The sequence below is a fragment of the Sphingomonas folli genome (assembly GCF_019429525.1).
Taxonomy (GTDB): Bacteria; Pseudomonadota; Alphaproteobacteria; order Sphingomonadales; family Sphingomonadaceae; genus Sphingomonas; species Sphingomonas folii.
In genome coordinates, this window is sequence record NZ_JAHXZL010000011.1 from 133,219 (window position 1) to 150,591 (window position 17,373).

Genomic DNA, 17,373 nt, shown 5'->3' on the forward strand with positions numbered 1-17,373 from the left:
AGCGAGGGCGCACAGGAGAGAGAAATGACCTTCGCGCCCGCCATCGCCGACCAGCGCTTCGTCCTCGACCATGTCGTCGGGTTGGTCGAGATCGCGCAGCACGAGCGCTTCGCCGCCGCCAGCGCCGACACGGTCGAGGCGGTGCTCGAGGGCATCGGCGCCTTCGCGGAAGGGGAATGGGCGCCGCTCGCCACGGCCGGCGACCGCGTCGGCGCGCGCTGGACCGCCGAGGGCGTGGTGCTACCCGAGGGCTATCGCGCCGCCTACCAGGCCTATGTCGCGGGCGGCTGGGGCACGATCGGGGTCGACGAGCGCTGGGGCGGCCAGGGCCTCCCCTTCGTCGTCCAGGCCGCGGTGCTGGAGACGCTCGGCACCGCCAACATGGGGTTCGCGCTCGCGCCGATCCTCACCGTCGGCGCGATCGAGGCGCTGGCGCATCACGGCACGCCCGAGCAGCAGGCGACCTACCTCCCCAAGCTCGCCAGCGGCGAGTGGACCGGCACGATGAACCTGACCGAGCCGCAGGCGGGCAGCGACGTCGGCGCGCTGCGCACCACCGCGACGCCGCGGGGCGACGGGACGTACAGCATCAGCGGCACGAAGATCTTCATCAGCTTCGGCGACCACGACCTGACCGACAATATCGTCCATCTCGTGCTCGCGCGCACCCCGGACGCGCCCGCGGGGACGCGCGGCATCTCGCTGTTCCTCGTGCCCAAGGTGCGGCTCGACGGCACGCCCAACGACGTGCGCGCGGTCTCGATCGAGCACAAGCTGGGGCTCCACGCCTCGCCCACCTGCGTGCTGTCGTTCGGCGACCACGGGGATTGTATCGGCGAGCTGATCGGCCCCGAACATGGCGGGATGCGCGCGATGTTCACGATGATGAACAACGCGCGGCTCAACGTCGGCGTCCAGGGCGTGCAGGTGGCCGAGGGCGCGACGCAGAAGGCCGCGGCCTATGCGCGCGACCGGGTCCAGGGCGCGCGCGACGGCGCTCCCGCGGCGATCGTCGAGCACGCCGACGTGCGCCGCATGCTGCTGCGGATGAAGGCGCAGACCATGGCGGCGCGCGCGCTCGTCTATTACGCCTGCGGGCAGGTCGATCGCGCCACGCTGGGCGACGCCAAGGCGCGCGAGCGGCTCGAGATGATGACCCCGCTCGCCAAGGCGCACGCCACCGACCTCGGCAACGAGGTGGCCAGCCTGGGCGTGCAGGTCCACGGCGGGATGGGCTATGTCGAAGAGACCGGGGCGGCGCAGTTCTTCCGCGACGCGCGGATCACCCCGATCTACGAGGGCACGAACGGGATCCAGGCGGCCGACCTGGTCGGGCGCAAGCTGTCGCTGGCCAACGGCGGCGCCTTCGCCGACCTGATCGCCGACCTGCGCCGCGACGCGCGCCACCCCGCGCTGGCGCGGCTGGTCGACGTCTGCGCGGCGGTGGGGCGGCGTCTCCAGGGCGCGAGCGCGGACGACCGACAGGCGGCGAGCTATCCCTTCCTGACGATGCTGTCGGTGGCGGCGTGCGGCTGGCTGATGGAGCGGCAGGCGGCGGTACCGGAGGCGGACGCGGTGAAGCGCGCGGCCTGCGCCTTCTACCTCGACCAGATCGTGCCCGAGGCGCTGGGGCTGGAGGCGGCGGCGAGCGCGAGCGCCGAGGTGCTGTACGCGCTGCCCGCGACGGCGTTCTAGTCGGACCCGAGGGACGCGAGACGCGGATGAACCGCTCTCCTTCCTCCTAGCTCCACCCCGGCGCATGCCGGGGTCCAGTAGGGAAGGCCGTAGTGAGTCTCAGTGACGTCTCCCACCTGGGCCCCGGCGTCCGCCGGGGCGACGGCGGGAAAGCGCGCGCGACGACCTGATCCCCGTTCTCCGGCGCAGGCCAAGGAACAACCGTTACGGAGGGCGGAGCACTCCTACCCCAAGGCAGCCCGCTCACTCCCCCGAGGGGCACCCGCCCGCCGGGTTCGGCCCCGCGCCCGCGGGGTACCAGCGCGCCACCTTGCGGTCCTCGTCATAGTAGCAGACCGCGCCCGACGCGCCGTCCGGCGTCAGCGCGATCGCCCAATTGTGCGGCCCGCAATTGTGCGGCTCGCAGCCGTAGGAGAGCACGCGCCCGTCGACCTCGGCGATCGGCGTGGCGGTGACATCGGTGTCGAGCACGCGCGCGCGCACCGCCGCGTCGGGCACCGCCGTCGCCACCGCCGCGCGCACCGCCGGGTCGGCCAGGAAGCTCGTCCCGCCCGCCACCGCGTCGGTCGGATAATGGCCGACGTAGCGCGCCAGCGCCGCGACCGGCGTGGCGGTGGCACTCGGCGTCGCGCTCGGCGAGGCCGCCGGCGTCGCGTTCGTCGGTTGGTCGGGCTGCTGCTGGCAGGCGGCGAGCGCGGCGCAGGCCGCGAGGGAGATCAGGCGTCGCATCACCAGCGACAACGCCTCAGCCGGCGACTCGTTCGAGCAGGTCGGTCGCGTCGAGCCCGAGCAGGTCGATCCGCTCGCGGATGCGCGGCCACTGGTGCGCGACGAAATCCTCGCGCTCGGCGCGGCGCAGCCGCTCCGCCGCCCCCGCCAGCACGAACATGCCGACGCCGCGACGCACCTCGACATAGCCGTCGTCCTGGAAGCTCTGATAGGCCTTGGCGACGGTAAGCGGGTTGGCGCCGTGCTCGGCGGCGAGCGCGCGCACCGAGGGGAGCTGGTCGCCCGCGGCATAGTCGCCGCGCAGGATCGCCGCGGCGATCGTACCGCGGAGCCGGAGATAGACCGGCGAGTCGTCGCTGCTCAGCGCTGCCATGCTGCGTTAATACACTATAGGACGTGATTGTCGAGCCGGGCGGCGCGGTTCAGTCGTCCGCGAGCTCGTGGACGGTCAGGCGATCGTCGGGGTTCGCCGCGGCGTGGAGCTGGCGCAGTCGCTCGACCTGGTGGCGCGAGGCGGCGATCACCGCCGCCGCGGCGAGCGCCCCCTCGCGGTGCAGCGCCGCGACCGCGTCGTCGTCGAGCACGGCGAGCGCCGCCTCGTCGATCGTGTAGAGCCCGTCGAGCGCGTGCTCGCGCGCGTCGGCGCGGCGCAGCACCAGCCGCCACGCGCGCAGCAGCCGGTGGCGGGCGAGCGCGTCGGCCAAGGCGCGCGCCGCGGTCACGTCCTCGACCAGCCGCTGGAGCGCGCCGCGCAGTTCCGCCACCAGCGGCGCCGCGCCCTCGCCGTCCACCAGCGCCGCGCCGCGCGCGCCCAGGGCGGCGTCGGTGGGATCGATCGCGAGCCCGGTCCCACCCTCGGCGAGGCGGAAGGCGCCGAGCAGCACCGCCTGGGGCATATAGGTGGCGTGGAAGCCGGCGGCGCCGGCGAAGAGGTTGTCGCCGCCCAGCGCCATCAGCGCGACCAGGTTGAAGCGGCCCGTGCCCGAGTCCTTGGCGAGGCACAGCGGCATGTCGCACGCCGCCAGCGCGATCTCGCCGCGGCCGAGCTGCGCGATCGCGCGCCCGCGCCCCGCCGCGGCGGCGTCGAAGCGCAGCGAGCGGTGCCGGCGCGGGTCGAGCGCGACGAGCGCGCTCATACCGCCTGGAGGCCGTGCTCGCGCACCGCGCGGATCAGGTCGCGGTGGCGCGGCAGCCGCTGCATCGCCTCGGCGCGCGCGCGCTCGGCCCGCGCGCGATGGCGCCGCGCCAGCGCGCTCTCGGGCGCGGCCGGGTCGATCCGGGCGTAGCGCGCGTCGAAACGCATGCCGTGGAGCACGTACTGGTAGCTCGGCCAGGAGAAGACCTCGCGCGCGTGGTCGAAGTCCTGCGGCGCGGGCGGCTGCGTGCGCCACAGTTCCAGCCGCTCCGCCAGGCCGTCGGGCCAGGTCGCGGGCGAGGCATTGTCGCGCCAGAAGTCGGTGTCGGTGCGCTTGGTGATCGCGTAGTGGAGCTTGAGGAACTCGATGATCCGCGCCCAATGGTGCGTGAAGGCGGCGTTGAACTGGCGCGCGGCGACGTGCATCGCGCCGCGCGTGCGCGGCAGCCGGTCCGCGACCGCGTCCATCGACGCCTCGATCAGCATCAGCGCCGAGGCCTCGAGCGGCTCGATGAACCCCGCCGACAGGCCGACCGCGACGACATTGTTCTGCCAGAAGCGCTCGCGATGCCCCCCGTCGATCGTGATGCGGCGCGCGGTCAGCGAGTCGGCGGCGGGGCCGACATAGCGGCGCAGCGCGGCCTCGGCGGCGTCGTCGCTGACATGCGCGCTGCTGTAGACATGGCCGACGCCGCGGCGGGTCCACAGCCCGATGTCCCAGATCCAGCCCGCCGCCTGCGCGGTGGAGACGGTGTGGCAGGTGATCGGCGCGTCCTCGCTGTCATAGGGCACCTGCAGCGCGATCGCGCGGTCGGCGAACAGCACGTCGCCGCAGCGGCGGAACGGGACCTCGTACACGCCGCCGATCAGCAGGGCGGCGAAGCCGGTGCAGTCGACGAACAGGTCGCCCGCGATGACGGCGCCGTCGGCGAGCACCAGCGCGGTGACGTCCCCGCCCTCGCCCTGCTCGACCCGCGCCACGTCGCCGATCACGTGGCGCACGCCCAGACGCTCGACCGCGTGCGCGCGCAGCAGCGCGGCGAACTTGCCCGCGTCGAGATGGTAGGCGTAATTGGCCTGGCCGACCCACTCGGGCGTCGTGATCGACTTGGGGGCCAGCCCGGCGTCGCAGAGCGTCGCCTGGAAATCGACCCAGGTGGCGAAGTCCTCCGCTCCCGGCGCGTCCGACTGGGCGAGCCAGTGGGGCGCGAGATCGAGCTCGGTCGCGCCCGCGGGCGGGTTGAGCGGGTGGTAATAGCCCTCGCCGGGCGAATCATCGGTCCAGCCGGCGAATCGCGCGCCCTGCTTGAACGCCGCGTCGCAGCCGCGCACGAAGTCGGTCTCGGAGATCCCGATCTTCGCCAAGGTGTTACGCATCGTCGGCCAGGTCCCCTCGCCGACCCCCACGGTGGGGATGCGCGCCGATTCCACCAAGGTCACCGCGACGCCGCTGCGCGTGCGCTGCGCCTGGGCGGCGAGTCGGCAGGCCGCGATCCATCCCGCCGAGCCTCCGCCGACGACCACGACTTGAGTCACGAGTGCGTCATCATGCCGTTGATTGGCGGCCATAATTCTACCTACGCCTCTCCGCTGCGACGTCTTCGCGCCGCCAATGTAATCGATCCCACTTGTATTTGTCGGATATATCAACGAAGCTGCTTCCGACAGCACACGCATAACAAGTGTGGCTGCGGAAGGGGAGGATGACGGTGGCGACCAGCTTTCGGCAAGTGACGGCACGTGCTTTTCTGTTCTCGGGCGGCATGGGTTGCGCGATCGGCGCGCTGATCGCCGCCACACCGGCGCTGGCGCAGGAGACGCCGCCCGCGGTCTCCGCCCCGCCGAGCCAGGCCGACGCCGACGGCACCTCGGGCGACATCGTCGTCACCGGCATCCGCGGCAGCATCGCCTCCTCCGCCGCGCAGAAGCGCGACGCGGTCGGTATCCTCGACGCGATCTCGTCGGAAGATCTCGGCAAGTTCCCGGACGCCAACGTCGCCGAGTCGCTCCAGCGCATCCCCGGTGTCGCGATCGACCGCACCAACGGCGAGGGCGCGCAGGTCAGCGTCCGCGGCCTCGGCCCGGCGTTCAACACCGTGTTGTTCAACGGCCGCAGCTTCGCCAGCGACAATTACAACCGCGCCTTCTCGTTCGACCTGATCCCGGCCGAGCTGATCAGCGGCGCGCAGGTGTACAAGACCGCGCAGGCGCCGCTGCAGGGCGGCGGCATCGGCGCGACAATCAACGTGCAGACCCCGCGCCCGCTCGCGCTCAAGGGCTTCAAGGCGATCGTCACCGGCAAGGCGCTGTACGAGAAGAACAGCGACAAGTTCACGCCGCAGGGCTTCGGCCTGATCAGCGACACCTTCGCCGACGGGCGGCTCGGTCTGCTCGCCTCGGTCTCGTACCAGCGCCGCATCGCGCAGATCGCCTCGGTCAGCAACGACGGCTATCTGCCCAACAGCTCGGTCGGGCCGAACAGCAACCCGATCGCCACCGGCGTGTACGCGCCGCGCAACTTCGACGTGAACACCGCGCGCGACGACCGCACCCGCTTCGGCGCCACGGTGGTGGCGCAATACCAGCCGACCGACGAGCTGACCTTCACGCTCGACGGCCTGTACAACAAGTTCAAGAGCGACTCGACGACTCGCGCGCTGGGCGCCTGGTTCGAGCCGACCAGCTACACCGCCGCCCAGGTCGACGAGAACCGCACCGTCACCTCGCTGACCACCAGCGGCAACGCCGATTTCATCTCCTCGGGCGTGCTGCGCGAGACCACGACCTGGGAGGGCGGCTTCAACGCCGAGTGGAACCCCGCCAACAACTTCAAGATGGTGATCGACGCGGCTTACTCGCGCGCCAAGAACGCGGGCGGCGGCGGCTCCTATTTCACCGTGATCGGCACGCCGACGCCCTATTCCTTCACCCAGGCGGAGGGGAACGGCATCCCCACGGTCAACGGCTTCGCCGACGGCGTGCTGACCAACCCGGCGCTGGGCCGCACCCATATCGCGGGGATCAACGGCAACGACGTCACCGAGAAGGTGCAGGAGTATCGCTGGAACAACGAGTGGAAGCCCGATTACGGCGTGCTCCAGACGGTGCGCTTCGGCCTGATGAGCACGACGCGCGACAAGACCAACGTCGCGGTCACCTCGGGCGACGACGTCGGCTGCGTCTATTGCGGCTATCCGACGCTGGCGGATTCGTCGCTGCTGTCGCCCTTCACGGTGAAGGGGCTGGGCGCGCCGAGCGGATCGGTGCCGACCACCTTCCTCACCTATGACGCGTTCCAATACCTGAACTTCCTCGCCAGCCCGGCGGCGACCTCGGCGCTCGACGCGAAATACAATCTCGCGCCGGGCACCACCGCGGCGCGCTACGCCGCCACCAACGGCTATGCGGTGGCGCCGCAGCCGGGGACGCGCGTGAAGGAGACGGTGTGGGCGAGCTACGCCGACGTCGACTTCTCGGGCCAGCTCGGCAGCATGCCCTGGCTGGTCAACGTCGGCGCGCGCTACGAATATACCGAGCTGACCTCGTCGGGCAGCCAGCGCCAGCTGGTCGACCTCACCCCGACCCAGGGCAACCCGCCGACCGACCCGACCATCTACGTCGGCGTGTTCGCCAGCCCGACCGGCACGCCGATCTCGCAGAAATCGTCGTACAGCAACTTCCTGCCCGCGCTGAACGCGCGGCTCAACTTCACGCAGGAGCTGCAGGTCCGCTTCGCCGCCTACAAGACGCTGACCCGCCCGGCGATCGGCGACCTGGCGCCGAGCCTCGACATCGGCACCCTGCGCCCGGCGACGCTCACCGCGAGCGGCGGCAACCCCAACCTGAGGCCCTATCAGGCGAAGAACCTCGACCTGTCGCTCGAATGGTATCCCACGCGCACGACGACGCTGTCGGCCGCGGTGTTCTACAAGAAGGTGGACGATTTCATCATCCAGCTGTTCGGCGACGAGCTGTTCCCGATCGCCAACGCCGGCAACGCGCAGGGCGTCGGGCTGCCGGTCGGCGGGCTGATCGTCGACCGGAACACCGCGCGCTTCAGCGTGCGCCGTCCGCGCAACGCGACCTCGCTCGATATCAAGGGGCTGGAGCTCAACCTGGTCCACACGTTCGACTGGCTGCCCGGCGTGCTGAGCGGCTTCGGCGTCCAGGCCAACGCCACCTTCGTCAGCACCAACCGCGACTTCGACACGAGCCAGGTGGGCCAGTCGTTCGCCGCGGAGGGCATCGGCAACTCGCAGAACGCCACGGTCTTCTACGAGAAATACGGCGTCTCGGCGCGCATCGCCTACAACCGCCGCGAGCGCTTCCTGCGCGAGCTCGCCGGCGGCGCGGGCAACGAGCCGATCTTCGTGCGCGACTATGGCCAGTTCGACGGCAGCGTCGCGGTCAACGTCACGCCCTTCGCGCAGGTGTTCGTGGAGGGCACCAACCTGTTCAACGCGAAATATTACACCACCGGCCGCTTCGACAACCAGCTGCTGCAATACCAGAACTTCGGCCCGCGCTACGACGCCGGCGTGCGCTTCTCGTTCTGATCGCCGCATCCCCGCGCCGGTCCTCGCGGGGAGCAGGATTGCCTGCCTTCTCGGAATGAGCCCCTCCCCTTAGGGGGAGGGGTGGGGGTGGGGCCTAGCCACCAGCGCGTCCTTCGCGGAAGCGCGCCACCCCGCCCCTTCCCTGAGGGGGAGGAAGCCGCCCGGCCTTCGGTCAACACCCGCTCAGCGCTTCAGCCGCGCCGCGTGCCAGTCGAGCTGATCGCCCATGAAGCTCGACACGAACAGGTAGGAGTGATCGTAGCCGGCGCGCATCCGCAGCGCGAGCGGGATACCCGCCGCCGCGCACGCCGCCGTCAGCAGTTCGGGACGGAGCTGCTCGGCGAGGAAGGAATCGGCCTCGCCCTGGTCGACCAGCAGCTCGGGCACGCGCGCGCCGTCCTCGATCAGCGCGACCGCGTCGTGGCGGCGCTTCGCCGCGGCGTCGTCGCCGAGGTAACGATCGAGCGCCTCGCCCCAGGGCACCTGCGTGGGCGCGACGATCGGCGCGAAGGCCGAGACCGCGCGGTAGCGGCCCGGGTGGCGCAGCGCCGCGGTCAGCGCGCCGTGGCCGCCCATCGAATGGCCCATGATCGACTGGCGCGCCGGGTCGACCGGGAACGCGGCCGCGACCAGCGCGGGCAGCTCCTCGGTGACATAGGACCACATCTTATAGTGCGTCGACCAGGGCGCCGCGGTGGCGTCGACGTAGAAGCCCGCGCCCTGGCCGAAGTCCCAGCGGTCCGCGTCGGGTACGTCCTCGCCGCGCGGGCTGGTGTCGGGGGCGACGAAGATCAGCCCGTGGCGCGCGCAGGCCGCGCGATACTCGCCCTTGTCGGTCACGTTGGCGTGGGTGCAGGTCAGCCCGGAGAGGTACCAGACCAGCGGCAGCGTCGTGCCCGGCGCGTGATCGGGAACATAGACCGAGAAGGTCATGTCGGTGCCGGTCGCGGCGCTGCGGTGGCGATAGACGCCCTGCGTGCCGCCGTGCGCGCGCGCGGTCGAGACGGTCTCCATGCTCGCTCCTCCGCTCAGGCGACGCGGTGCGTCGCGCAGACCTTGTTGCCCGCGGGGTCGCGCAGATAGGCGAGGTACAATTCGCGCCCGCCGGTGACGTGGCGCACGCCCGGCGGCGCCTCGATCGCGGTGCCGCCGCTCGCGACGCCCGCGGCGTGCCACGCCTCGACCTGCTCGGGCGAGGTCGCGCGGAAGCCGAGCGTGCCGCCGTTGGCGTGGCTGGCGGGCTCGCCGTCGATCGGGCGCGTGACCAGGAAGCGCCCGCCGTCGTGCGCGTAGACCAGCCGCCCCCACTCGTCGATCACCCCCGGCGCGGCGCCGAGCGCGCCCAGCGTGGCGTCGTAGAAGGTCCGGGCGGCGGCGATGTCGTCGGCGCCGAGCATGACGTGGCTGAACATGGGATCCTCTCTCCTAAGCTCCTCCCCGGCACAGGGAGGGGGACCGCGACGCGCAGCGGCGTGGTGGAGGGGGCTTCCCACAGGCGCCGCGCTGCGAGGAGAGCCCCCTCCACCACCGGCTTCGCCGGCGGTCCCCCTCCCCGTGCCGGGGAGGACTTCCTCAATACACCACCACGCTGCGGATGCTCTCGCCGGCGTGCATCAGGTCGAAGCCCTTGTTGATCTCGTCGAGGCTGAGCCGGTGCGTGATCATCGGGTCGATCTGGATCATCCCGTCCATGTACCAGTCGACGATCTTGGGCACGTCGGTGCGCCCGCGCGCGCCGCCGAACGCGGTGCCCTTCCACACCCGCCCGGTGACGAGCTGGAACGGGCGCGTCGCGATCTCCTTGCCCGCCTCGGCGACGCCGATCACGATCGACTCGCCCCAGCCGCGGTGCGCGCTCTCCAGCGCCTGGCGCATCACCGCGGTGTTGCCGGTGCAGTCGAACGTATAGTCGCCGCCGCCGTCGGTCAGGGCGACCAGGTGCGGGACGAGATCACCGACGTCGCGCGGGTTGACGAAGTCGGTCATGCCGAAGCGACGGCCCCAGTCCTCGCGATCGGGGTTGATGTCGACGCCGATGATACGGTGCGCGCCCGCCAGCTTCGCGCCCTGGATCACGTTGAGCCCGATCCCGCCCAGCCCGAACACGATCACGGTCGCGCCCGGCTCGACCTTGGCGGTGTTGACCACCGCGCCCACCCCGGTGGTGACGCCGCAGCCGATGTAGCAGCTGGTGTCGAACGGCGCGTCGGGGCGGATCTTCGCCACCGCGATCTCGGGCAGCACGGTGAAGTTCGAGAAGGTCGAGCAGCCCATGTAATGGTAGATCGGCTGGCCCTTGTAGTGGAAGCGGGTGGTGCCGTCGGGCATCAGCCCCTTGCCCTGGGTCGCGCGGATCGCGGTGCACAGGTTCGTCTTCTGGCTGAGGCACGACTTACACTGGCGGCACTCGGGCGTGTAGAGCGGGATGACATGGTCGCCCGCCACCACGCTGGTGACCCCCGCGCCCACCTCGCGCACCACGCCGCAGCCCTCGTGGCCGAGCACGCTGGGGAACAGGCCCTCGCTGTCGAGCCCGTCGAGCGTGTAGGCGTCGGTGTGGCAGATGCCGGTGGCCATGATCTCGACCAGCACCTCGCCGGCCTTGGGGCCCTCGAGGTCGAGCTCGACGATCTCCAGCGGCCGCTTGGCCTCGAACGCGACGGCGGCGCGGGTCTTCATGGGGCGGCCTCTCTGTGTCTCAGGATCGGCTGCGTCTCTATGCCGCGGGCGCGGCGGCTTCAACCGTCGCGGCGCCACGCCGCCCTTCTGCCGCGCGCCGCGCGCCGCTACACCGCTGCCATGACCGACACTCCCCGCCCCCTCGCCGGCCTGCGCGTGCTCGAGCTGGCGCGCATCCTCGCCGGGCCCTGGGCGGGGCAGCTGCTCGCCGACCTCGGCGCCGACGTGATCAAGGTCGAGCGCCCCGGCGAGGGCGACGACACGCGCCACTGGGGGCCGCCCTTCGTCCGCGCCGCCGACGGCAGCGACCTCTCCGCGGCCTATTACCACGCCTGCAACCGCGGCAAACGCTCGGTCGCGGTCGACATCGCCGCGCCCGAGGGCCAGGCGCGCGTGGCCGCGCTCGCCGCCGGCGCCGACGTGGTGATCGAGAATTACAAGCTCGGCGGCCTGGTCAAATACGGGCTCGACGCGGCGACGCTGCGCGCGCGCCACCCGCGGCTGATCGTCTGCTCGATCACCGGCTTCGGCCAGACCGGACCCTATGCGGCGCGCGCCGGCTATGACTTCATCGTCCAGGGGATGGGCGGGATGATGTCGATCACCGGCGAGCCCGACGGCCCGCCGCAGAAGACCGGGGTGGCCACCGCCGACCTCTTCACCGGGGTCTATGCCACCGTCGCGATCCTCGCCGCGCTGCACGCGCGGGAACGCACGGGCACGGGCACGCACATCGACATGGCGCTGCTCGACACGCAGGTGGGCGTGCTGGCCAACCAGGCGCTCAACTGGATGGTCGGCGGGGCGGTGCCGCGGCGCATGGGCAACGGCCACGCCAACCTCGCGCCGTATCAGAGCTTCCCCACCGGCGACGGCGACCTGATCGTGGCGGTGGGCAACGACCGCCAGTTCGCGCGGCTGTGCGCGGTGCTCGCCGTCCCGGCGCTGGCGGAGGACCCGCGCTTCGCCACCAACCCCGCGCGCGTGGCGCACCGCGCCGCGCTGCTGCCGGCGCTGATCGAGCGCACGCTGACGTGGACGAGCGCCGCGCTGCTCGCCGCGCTCGAGGCGACGGGGGTGCCGGTCGGGCCGGTCAACCGCGTCGACGAGGTGTTCGCCGACCCGCAGGTGGTCGCGCGCGGGATGCGGCTGCTGGTGGAGGGCCTGCCGGGGCTGGCGACTCCGATCGTCTACGACGGCGCGCGCGTCATGGCCGAGCGCGCGAGCCCGCGGCTGGGCGAGCATGAGGGCGCGGAGTGGGAATGAGCTTCGGCTCCTCCCCGATCGGCGGGGAGGGGACCGTCGCGCGTCAGCGCGGTGGTGGAGGGGGCTCGCCACGCAGCACAGCGTTTGTGGGTGCCCCCTCCACCACGCCCTGCGGGCGCGGTCCCCCTCCCCGTGCCCGGGAGGATCTTAGGAGGCGTTACCCACGCGGCGGCACGCCCGCGCGGCCCGCGCGGTGGCGGTCATAGGCCTTCTTCGCGACATAGGCCCCGCCCAGCGCCATGCCGAGCGGCCCCATCCGCGTGACCGCGCGGGTCGCGAGCGCGCCGACCATCGCGCCGCCGACCCCGCCCCGCCCGTCGCGACGGTCCAGTTCGCGCCCGAGCAGCGCGCCGATGATGGTCCTGATCATGCCTTTACCCTCTCCGAGATGGTGTCGCCGAGCGTCTCCAGCCCCTTCAGCACGCCCCAGCCGATCGCGTAGGTGACCGCGACGGGCAGGACGACTTTGAGGACGTTCGCGGTGATCGCGCCGTAGAGCGCGCCGTCCGCCGCGCTGTCGTCGCCCGACATCGCGTCGATCGCGCCGCCGATCAGCGCGCCGATGGTGGTAGCACCCATGTGGAAAGACCCTCGTCGTTGCGCTGCATCAATGCTGCGCGGCGACCGGGGTTCCTCGCGCTCGCACGTGCCCCGGACGTCACGGATCGTTGATCTGCGAGAAGAGGTTCGTCGATCCTCCCGTGCGAGGGGAAGTGGCAGCCGCAGGGGCTGACGGGGTATCACCGGGCGTGAGGTTCGAGACACTCGCAGGCCGCGACACCCCTCCGTCGCGCCGCGCGCGCCACCTTCCCTTCCAGGGGAGGATCAGCCGAGTCTCGCCGATCCTTGGCTCTTGGAGTGGCGGCGCACGCGGGCGCCACCCCTACGAGCCGCTACGTCAGCGCAGATAGGTGAACAGCGAGAGCTGCGACAGCTTGGAGAAGCTCGCCTGGGTCGCCGACAGGATCGTCATCGTCTTGGACAGCTCGGTGTACGCCTGGGTGACGTCGGTGTCCTCCAGCGTCGAGCGCAGCTCGGCGCGGTCGACGCCGGCGTTGCTCAGCAGGTTCTGCTGCAGGTCGACCCGCGCCGCGCGCGCCCCGACCGAGGCCTGCACGGTCGAGACCTGGTCGCTCGCGGTCTTGAGCGAGTCGATCGCGGCGCGCGCCTTGTCGCCGGTCGGCTCGCCCGCCTGCAGCGCGGTGGCCAGCGCCGACAGCATCGCCAGCGTGTCGCCCTTGCTCGAGGTGAATATCCGCGCCGAGGTCTCGGTCGGCTGGATCGACAGGCCGTTCTCGCCGATCGGGATCTCCGACAGGCTCGGCGCGGTGTTGTAGGTGAAGGTGCCGTCCTTGTTGTCGATCACCGCGGGCACGCCCGCCGCGCTGCCGAACAGGGGCTGGCCGCGCAGGTCGTTGGTGTTGCCGAGCGACACCAGCGTCGCGATCACCGACTGGAGCTGGTCGCCGATCACCTTGCGGTCGGACGCGCCCAGCGTGTCGGTCGCGGCGTTGTTCACCAGCTCGGTGGCGCGCTGCATCTGCTCGGTGATCGAGCCCATCGTGCCGTCGGCCTGCTTGAGCAGCGAGCCGGCGAGGTCGAGGTTGGTGTTGAACGCGGCGGCGTCGGCGTCCTTGCGGTCGAACTCGGCGATCTGCTGCGCCACCGCGACATTCTCGGAGGGCGTGCTGATCTTCTTGCCGGTGGCGATCTGGGTCTGCAGCTTGGTCGCGGTCGCCATCAGCGCGCCCATCCGGGCGGCGGAGCGATCGTAGAGGAGGTTGCTGGAGATCTGCATGACGGCTTACCTGATCTCGAGGATCGACTGGAAGGTCTCGCGCGCGACCTGGATCACGCGGCTGGACGCCTGATAGGCCTGCTGGAAGCGGACGAGGTCGACCGCCTCCGAGTCGAGGTTCACGCCCGAGGCCTCGGACCGCGCGGTCACCGCGCCGTCGTAGATCGCGGTCTGCGCGTCGCCCACCAGCCGGCGCTGCTTGAGCGTCGCGGCATTGTCGGTGGTGAGCGCCTGGACCTTGCTCTCGAACTGGTTGCCGGTGCGCAGCGACGCGAGCGCGGCGAGGTTGGACGAGTCGCGCGCCCCGCCGCCCGCCTTGGCCGCGGCGATCTGGCCGCCGTCGGTCAGCGCCACCGAGAAGTCGGCGGGGTCGCTGGTGTTGGCGAAGAAGGGCTGCCCCTGCGCGCCGGTGAGATCCTGCCCCTGCTTCTGCAGGTCGTTGACGCTGGTGGTGAGGTCGGTGGCGATCGCGCCGAGCTGGTCGCGCGTGGCGGCGATCCGCTGCGCGCCCTCGATCATGCCCGCCAGCGCGCCGCCCTCGGGGTTGGCCTGCACCGCGGTGCCGCTCGGCTTGAGCACGTTGAGCACCGCGTTGCCACCGGTGCGCGCGTAGCTCATTTCGCTCGCCTCGCGCGGGTCGACCAGCACCGGGCCGTTGCTGGCGCCGGCGCGCACGGTGGCGCGGCCGAAATCGTCGACCTGGACGTTGACCTCGGTCAGCGCGCTCATCTGCTGGAGCAGGTCGTCGCGCTGGTCGGCCAGCCCCGCGGCGGCGGAGGTGCCGGGCTGGGTCTTGACGATGCCCTGGTTGACCTTGAGCAGCGCCTGGCTGAGCCGGTTGAGCTCGCCGACGGTCTGCTGCGCCTTGGTGTCGAGCTCGGCCATGCCGTCGTCGAGCGCCTTGGCGGTGACCTTGAACGAATCGGCCAGCGTCGCCGCGCTGCCCAGCATGCCCGCGCGCAGCGCGCTCGATGTCGGCTCGGCCTGGAGCGCGGTGCTCGCCGCGAAGAAGCCCGTCAGGTTGGTGGAGAGCGCCCCGCCGGTCATCGCCGATTCGATCCGCTCGAGCCAGGTCGTGCTGGCCTGGGTGCGCTGCGCGTCCGAGCTGGCGCTGCGCACCGAGGCCTCGAGATAGGGGCTGCCGTTGCGCGCGATCCCGTCGACCACCGCGCCCATGCCGTTGAGCGACGAGTTGAAGCCGTTGCTCGCCTGGACCTCGCGGATCGTCGCGCTGCGTCGCACGTAGGACGCGTTGCCGGCGTTCGCGATGTTCTCCGACGTCGTCGTCAGCGCGGTCTGGTACGCGCGGACGCCCGAAGCGCCGATGGAGAGCAGATCACTCATTCCACCGGCGTGCCATGAGTCCCGTTAAGATCAGGTTGAGATTGCGCGAGGAACTTGCTCATCGCGGCGCCGATGCCGATCGGTTTGTGGGTCGCCATCTCCTGCACCACCTTCTGGTCCGACATGTCGCGGAAGGTGGTGAGCGCCTGGCTGTCGAACAGCGGGTCGGCCAGTTTGGCCTGTCGCATCGACTTCAGCATCATGCCGGTGAAGACCGATTCGAACTGCTGCGCGGCCTTGTCGAGGTTGGCTTTGGTGGCGGTGCGGCTGAGCCCGGTGTCGAGCCCGGTCTTGCCGGTGATCGCCACACCCACGTTGTTGACGGGTGAGTCGCCCATCAGAGCACCACCAGCTCGGCCTTGAGCGCGCCGGCCTCCTTGAGCGCCTCGAGGATCGCCACCAGGTCGGCCGGGCTCGCCCCGATCGCGTTCACCGCCTTCACCACGTCGGCCAGCTTGGGGCCGGGATTGAGCAGGAACATCGGCTTCTTCTCCTCCGATACCTGGACGTTGGAGCGATTCTCCAGCGCGGTCTGCCCCTGGCTGAGCGGCGCGGGCTGGCTGACGCGCTGGCTCTCGTCGATGCGGACGGTGAGCTTGCCGTGGGTCACCGCCGCGGCGCCGACGCGCACCGCCGAGTTGATCACCACCGTGCCGGTGCGCGCGTTGACGATCACCTTGGCGGGCGGCTCGGCCGAGGCGACGTCGAGATTCTCGATCTCGCTCATCAGCGTGGCGCGCACGTCCGCGCCGGTCGGCGCGCGCACCGCGACCGACACCGCGTCCACCGCCTGCGCGGTGCCGAAGCCGAACTTGCGGTTGATCGCGGCGGCGACGTTCTGCGCGGTGGTGAAGTCGGCGCGCTGGAGATTGTAGGTGACGAACGGCGTGTCGGCGAAGCCGGTCGCGACCGCGCGCTCCACCGTCGCGCCCTCGGGGATCCGCCCGGTAGAGGGGATGTTGACGACGATCTTGGAGCCGTCCGCGCCCTCGGCGCCGAGCCCGCCGACCGCGAGATTGCCCTGCGCCATCGCATAGACCTGGCCGTCGGCGCCGAGCAGCGGGGTCAGCACCAGGCTGCCGCCGCGCAGGGACTTGGCCTTGCCCATCGAGGCGACGGTGATGTCGATCCGCTGGCCGGGCTTGGCGAAGGCGGGCAGCTCGGCGGTGATCATCACCACCGCGGCGTTCTTGAGGCCGGGGTTGACCCCCGCGGGCAGCTGCAGCCCGAAGCGCGACGCCACCGCCTTCACCGACTGGACGGTGTACTCGAGATTGTCGTCGCCGGTGCCGGGCAGGCCGACCACCACGCCGTAGCCGGTCAGCTGGTTGGCGCGGATGCCCTGGAAGCCGCCGAGATCCTTGATCCGGTCGGCGTGGGCGGGGCCGGCGAGCGCGGCGGCGAGCGCGGCGAGCGCGAGGAGCAGCTGGCGGATCATCAGAACGGGCTCACGACCTGGAAGAAGCGGGACAGCCAGCCCTGCCGGCTGGAGCGCGCGACGTCGCCCTTGCCGGTGTAGGCGATCTGCGCGTCGGCGACTCGGGTGGAGGGCACGCGATTGTCGCGGTCGACGTCGGCGGTGCGGACGATGCCCTTGATCTGGACGAACTCGTCGCCGCGGTTGAGCGTCACGCGCTTCTGCCCGCGCACCAGCATCGTGCCGTTGGGATAGACCTCGGCGACGGTGACCGACATCTCGCCCGAGAGCGAGTTGGCCTGGTCCGCGGTGCCGGTGCCGTTGAAGCCGCGCTTGCCGCTCGAGCCGACGTCGGTGCCGCTGATGATCCCGCCGAGCGGGCCGGTCGACGGCGGGGTGAGCGAGAAGCTGCCGTCCGAGGCGAGCTTGGACGAGGCCGATTTGGAGGCGGCGGTGCGCTCCACCAGCACGATCGTCAGCGGGTCGCCGACGCGGCGCGCGCGCCAGCCCTCGTAGAGCGCGGCATAGCCGTCGGCGACCTGGAAGATCGCGCCGTTGGCGGCGGGGGGCGCTGGCGGCTGCGCCGGCGCGTGGACCGCGGAGAAATCCTCCGCGGGCTTCTTGCGGAGCATCTTGCCGAGCAGCCCGGCGTGCGCGGGCGCGGGCACCAGCGCGGCGGCGGCGAGCGCGCCGAGCGCGGTGCCCAGCGTGACCCGCGCGCCGCGGCGGAGAGGGGAGAGTCGGTTCATGTCCG

General features: G+C 71.5%; 17 protein-coding genes. 3 read left to right on the forward strand and 14 right to left on the reverse strand.

The genetic code is table 11. The features are described from left to right. Positions 1 to 24: 24 nt before the first annotated feature. Positions 25 to 1,695 carry an acyl-CoA dehydrogenase family protein gene (locus tag KZ813_RS16340; protein ID WP_219756046.1) on the forward strand — a complete coding sequence of 557 codons (1,671 nt, stop codon included), beginning with the start codon at positions 25 to 27 and terminating at the stop codon, positions 1,693 to 1,695. Positions 1,696 to 1,938: 243 nt separating this feature from the next. On the opposite strand, the gene KZ813_RS16345 is transcribed toward KZ813_RS16340, so the two are convergent. The 4 genes from KZ813_RS16345 to KZ813_RS16360 are packed head-to-tail and all read right to left on the reverse strand — an operon-like array spanning position 1,939 to position 5,095. Continuing rightward, positions 1,939 to 2,424 carry an Ivy family c-type lysozyme inhibitor gene (locus tag KZ813_RS16345; RefSeq protein ID WP_219756047.1) on the reverse strand — a complete coding sequence of 162 codons (486 nt, stop codon included), beginning with the start codon at positions 2,422 to 2,424 and terminating at the stop codon, positions 1,939 to 1,941. A gap of 16 nt (positions 2,425 to 2,440) precedes the next feature. Then, positions 2,441 to 2,797 (reverse strand): GntR family transcriptional regulator, encoded by a 357-nt coding sequence (locus tag KZ813_RS16350; protein ID WP_183921807.1) that lies wholly within the window; start codon positions 2,795 to 2,797, stop codon positions 2,441 to 2,443. A gap of 49 nt (positions 2,798 to 2,846) precedes the next feature. Then, positions 2,847 to 3,560: a SapC family protein gene (locus KZ813_RS16355; protein ID WP_219756048.1), complete on the reverse strand. Its 714-nt coding sequence runs from the start codon at positions 3,558 to 3,560 to the stop codon at positions 2,847 to 2,849. After that, on the reverse strand, positions 3,557 to 5,095 hold the full coding sequence (locus KZ813_RS16360; protein ID WP_308461917.1) for a tryptophan halogenase family protein: 1,539 nt from the start codon (positions 5,093 to 5,095) through the stop codon (positions 3,557 to 3,559). Before KZ813_RS16360 ends, KZ813_RS16355 begins: the two co-directional genes overlap by 4 nt. A 173-nt stretch (positions 5,096 to 5,268) precedes the next feature. Between KZ813_RS16360 and KZ813_RS16365 the strand changes: the two genes are divergently transcribed. Further along, entirely contained in the window at positions 5,269 to 8,115 is a 2,847-nt protein-coding gene (locus KZ813_RS16365; RefSeq protein ID WP_219756050.1) for a TonB-dependent receptor, read from the forward strand. A gap of 183 nt (positions 8,116 to 8,298) precedes the next feature. Here KZ813_RS16365 and fghA read toward each other — a convergent pair whose 3' ends face one another. The 3 genes from fghA to KZ813_RS16380 all read right to left on the reverse strand — a co-directional run bounded on the left by fghA (position 8,299) and on the right by KZ813_RS16380 (position 10,794). Then, complete coding sequence (gene fghA / locus KZ813_RS16370) at positions 8,299 to 9,129, reverse strand: S-formylglutathione hydrolase (RefSeq protein ID WP_219756051.1); 831 nt, start codon at positions 9,127 to 9,129, stop codon at positions 8,299 to 8,301. A gap of 14 nt (positions 9,130 to 9,143) precedes the next feature. Next, complete coding sequence (locus tag KZ813_RS16375) at positions 9,144 to 9,527, reverse strand: VOC family protein (protein WP_219756052.1); 384 nt, start codon at positions 9,525 to 9,527, stop codon at positions 9,144 to 9,146. Between the two features lie 160 nt (positions 9,528 to 9,687). Further along, complete coding sequence (locus tag KZ813_RS16380; protein ID WP_219756053.1) at positions 9,688 to 10,794, reverse strand: S-(hydroxymethyl)glutathione dehydrogenase/class III alcohol dehydrogenase; 1,107 nt, start codon at positions 10,792 to 10,794, stop codon at positions 9,688 to 9,690. A gap of 120 nt (positions 10,795 to 10,914) precedes the next feature. On the opposite strand from KZ813_RS16380, the gene KZ813_RS16385 reads away from it, so the two are divergent. Continuing rightward, on the forward strand, positions 10,915 to 12,060 hold the full coding sequence (locus tag KZ813_RS16385) for a CaiB/BaiF CoA transferase family protein (RefSeq protein WP_219756054.1): 1,146 nt from the start codon (positions 10,915 to 10,917) through the stop codon (positions 12,058 to 12,060). 157 nt (positions 12,061 to 12,217) lie between these two features. Here KZ813_RS16385 and KZ813_RS16390 read toward each other — a convergent pair whose 3' ends face one another. The 7 genes from KZ813_RS16390 to KZ813_RS16420 form a co-directional block, all read right to left on the reverse strand. Further along, on the reverse strand, positions 12,218 to 12,430 hold the full coding sequence (locus tag KZ813_RS16390; protein ID WP_219756055.1) for a hypothetical protein: 213 nt from the start codon (positions 12,428 to 12,430) through the stop codon (positions 12,218 to 12,220). After that, a complete protein-coding gene (locus tag KZ813_RS16395) occupies positions 12,427 to 12,639 on the reverse strand; it encodes a hypothetical protein (protein ID WP_219756056.1) in 213 nt (70 codons plus the stop codon). The genes KZ813_RS16390 and KZ813_RS16395 overlap by 4 nt, the downstream gene beginning before the upstream one ends. Before the next feature lie 319 nt (positions 12,640 to 12,958). Beyond that, positions 12,959 to 13,858 carry a flagellin N-terminal helical domain-containing protein gene (locus tag KZ813_RS16400; protein WP_219756057.1) on the reverse strand — a complete coding sequence of 300 codons (900 nt, stop codon included), beginning with the start codon at positions 13,856 to 13,858 and terminating at the stop codon, positions 12,959 to 12,961. 6 nt (positions 13,859 to 13,864) lie between these two features. Further along, a complete protein-coding gene (flgK, locus tag KZ813_RS16405) occupies positions 13,865 to 15,202 on the reverse strand; it encodes a flagellar hook-associated protein FlgK (RefSeq protein ID WP_219756058.1) in 1,338 nt (445 codons plus the stop codon). Next, entirely contained in the window at positions 15,199 to 15,540 is a 342-nt protein-coding gene (locus KZ813_RS16410; protein ID WP_219756059.1) for a rod-binding protein, read from the reverse strand. Before KZ813_RS16410 ends, flgK begins: the two co-directional genes overlap by 4 nt. Continuing rightward, on the reverse strand, positions 15,540 to 16,640 hold the full coding sequence (locus KZ813_RS16415) for a flagellar basal body P-ring protein FlgI (RefSeq protein ID WP_219756060.1): 1,101 nt from the start codon (positions 16,638 to 16,640) through the stop codon (positions 15,540 to 15,542). Before KZ813_RS16415 ends, KZ813_RS16410 begins: the two co-directional genes overlap by 1 nt. Next, positions 16,640 to 17,368, reverse strand: coding sequence for a flagellar basal body L-ring protein FlgH (locus KZ813_RS16420; protein WP_219756061.1), 729 nt, complete (start codon positions 17,366 to 17,368; stop codon positions 16,640 to 16,642). Before KZ813_RS16420 ends, KZ813_RS16415 begins: the two co-directional genes overlap by 1 nt. Positions 17,369 to 17,373: the final 5 nt, after the last annotated feature.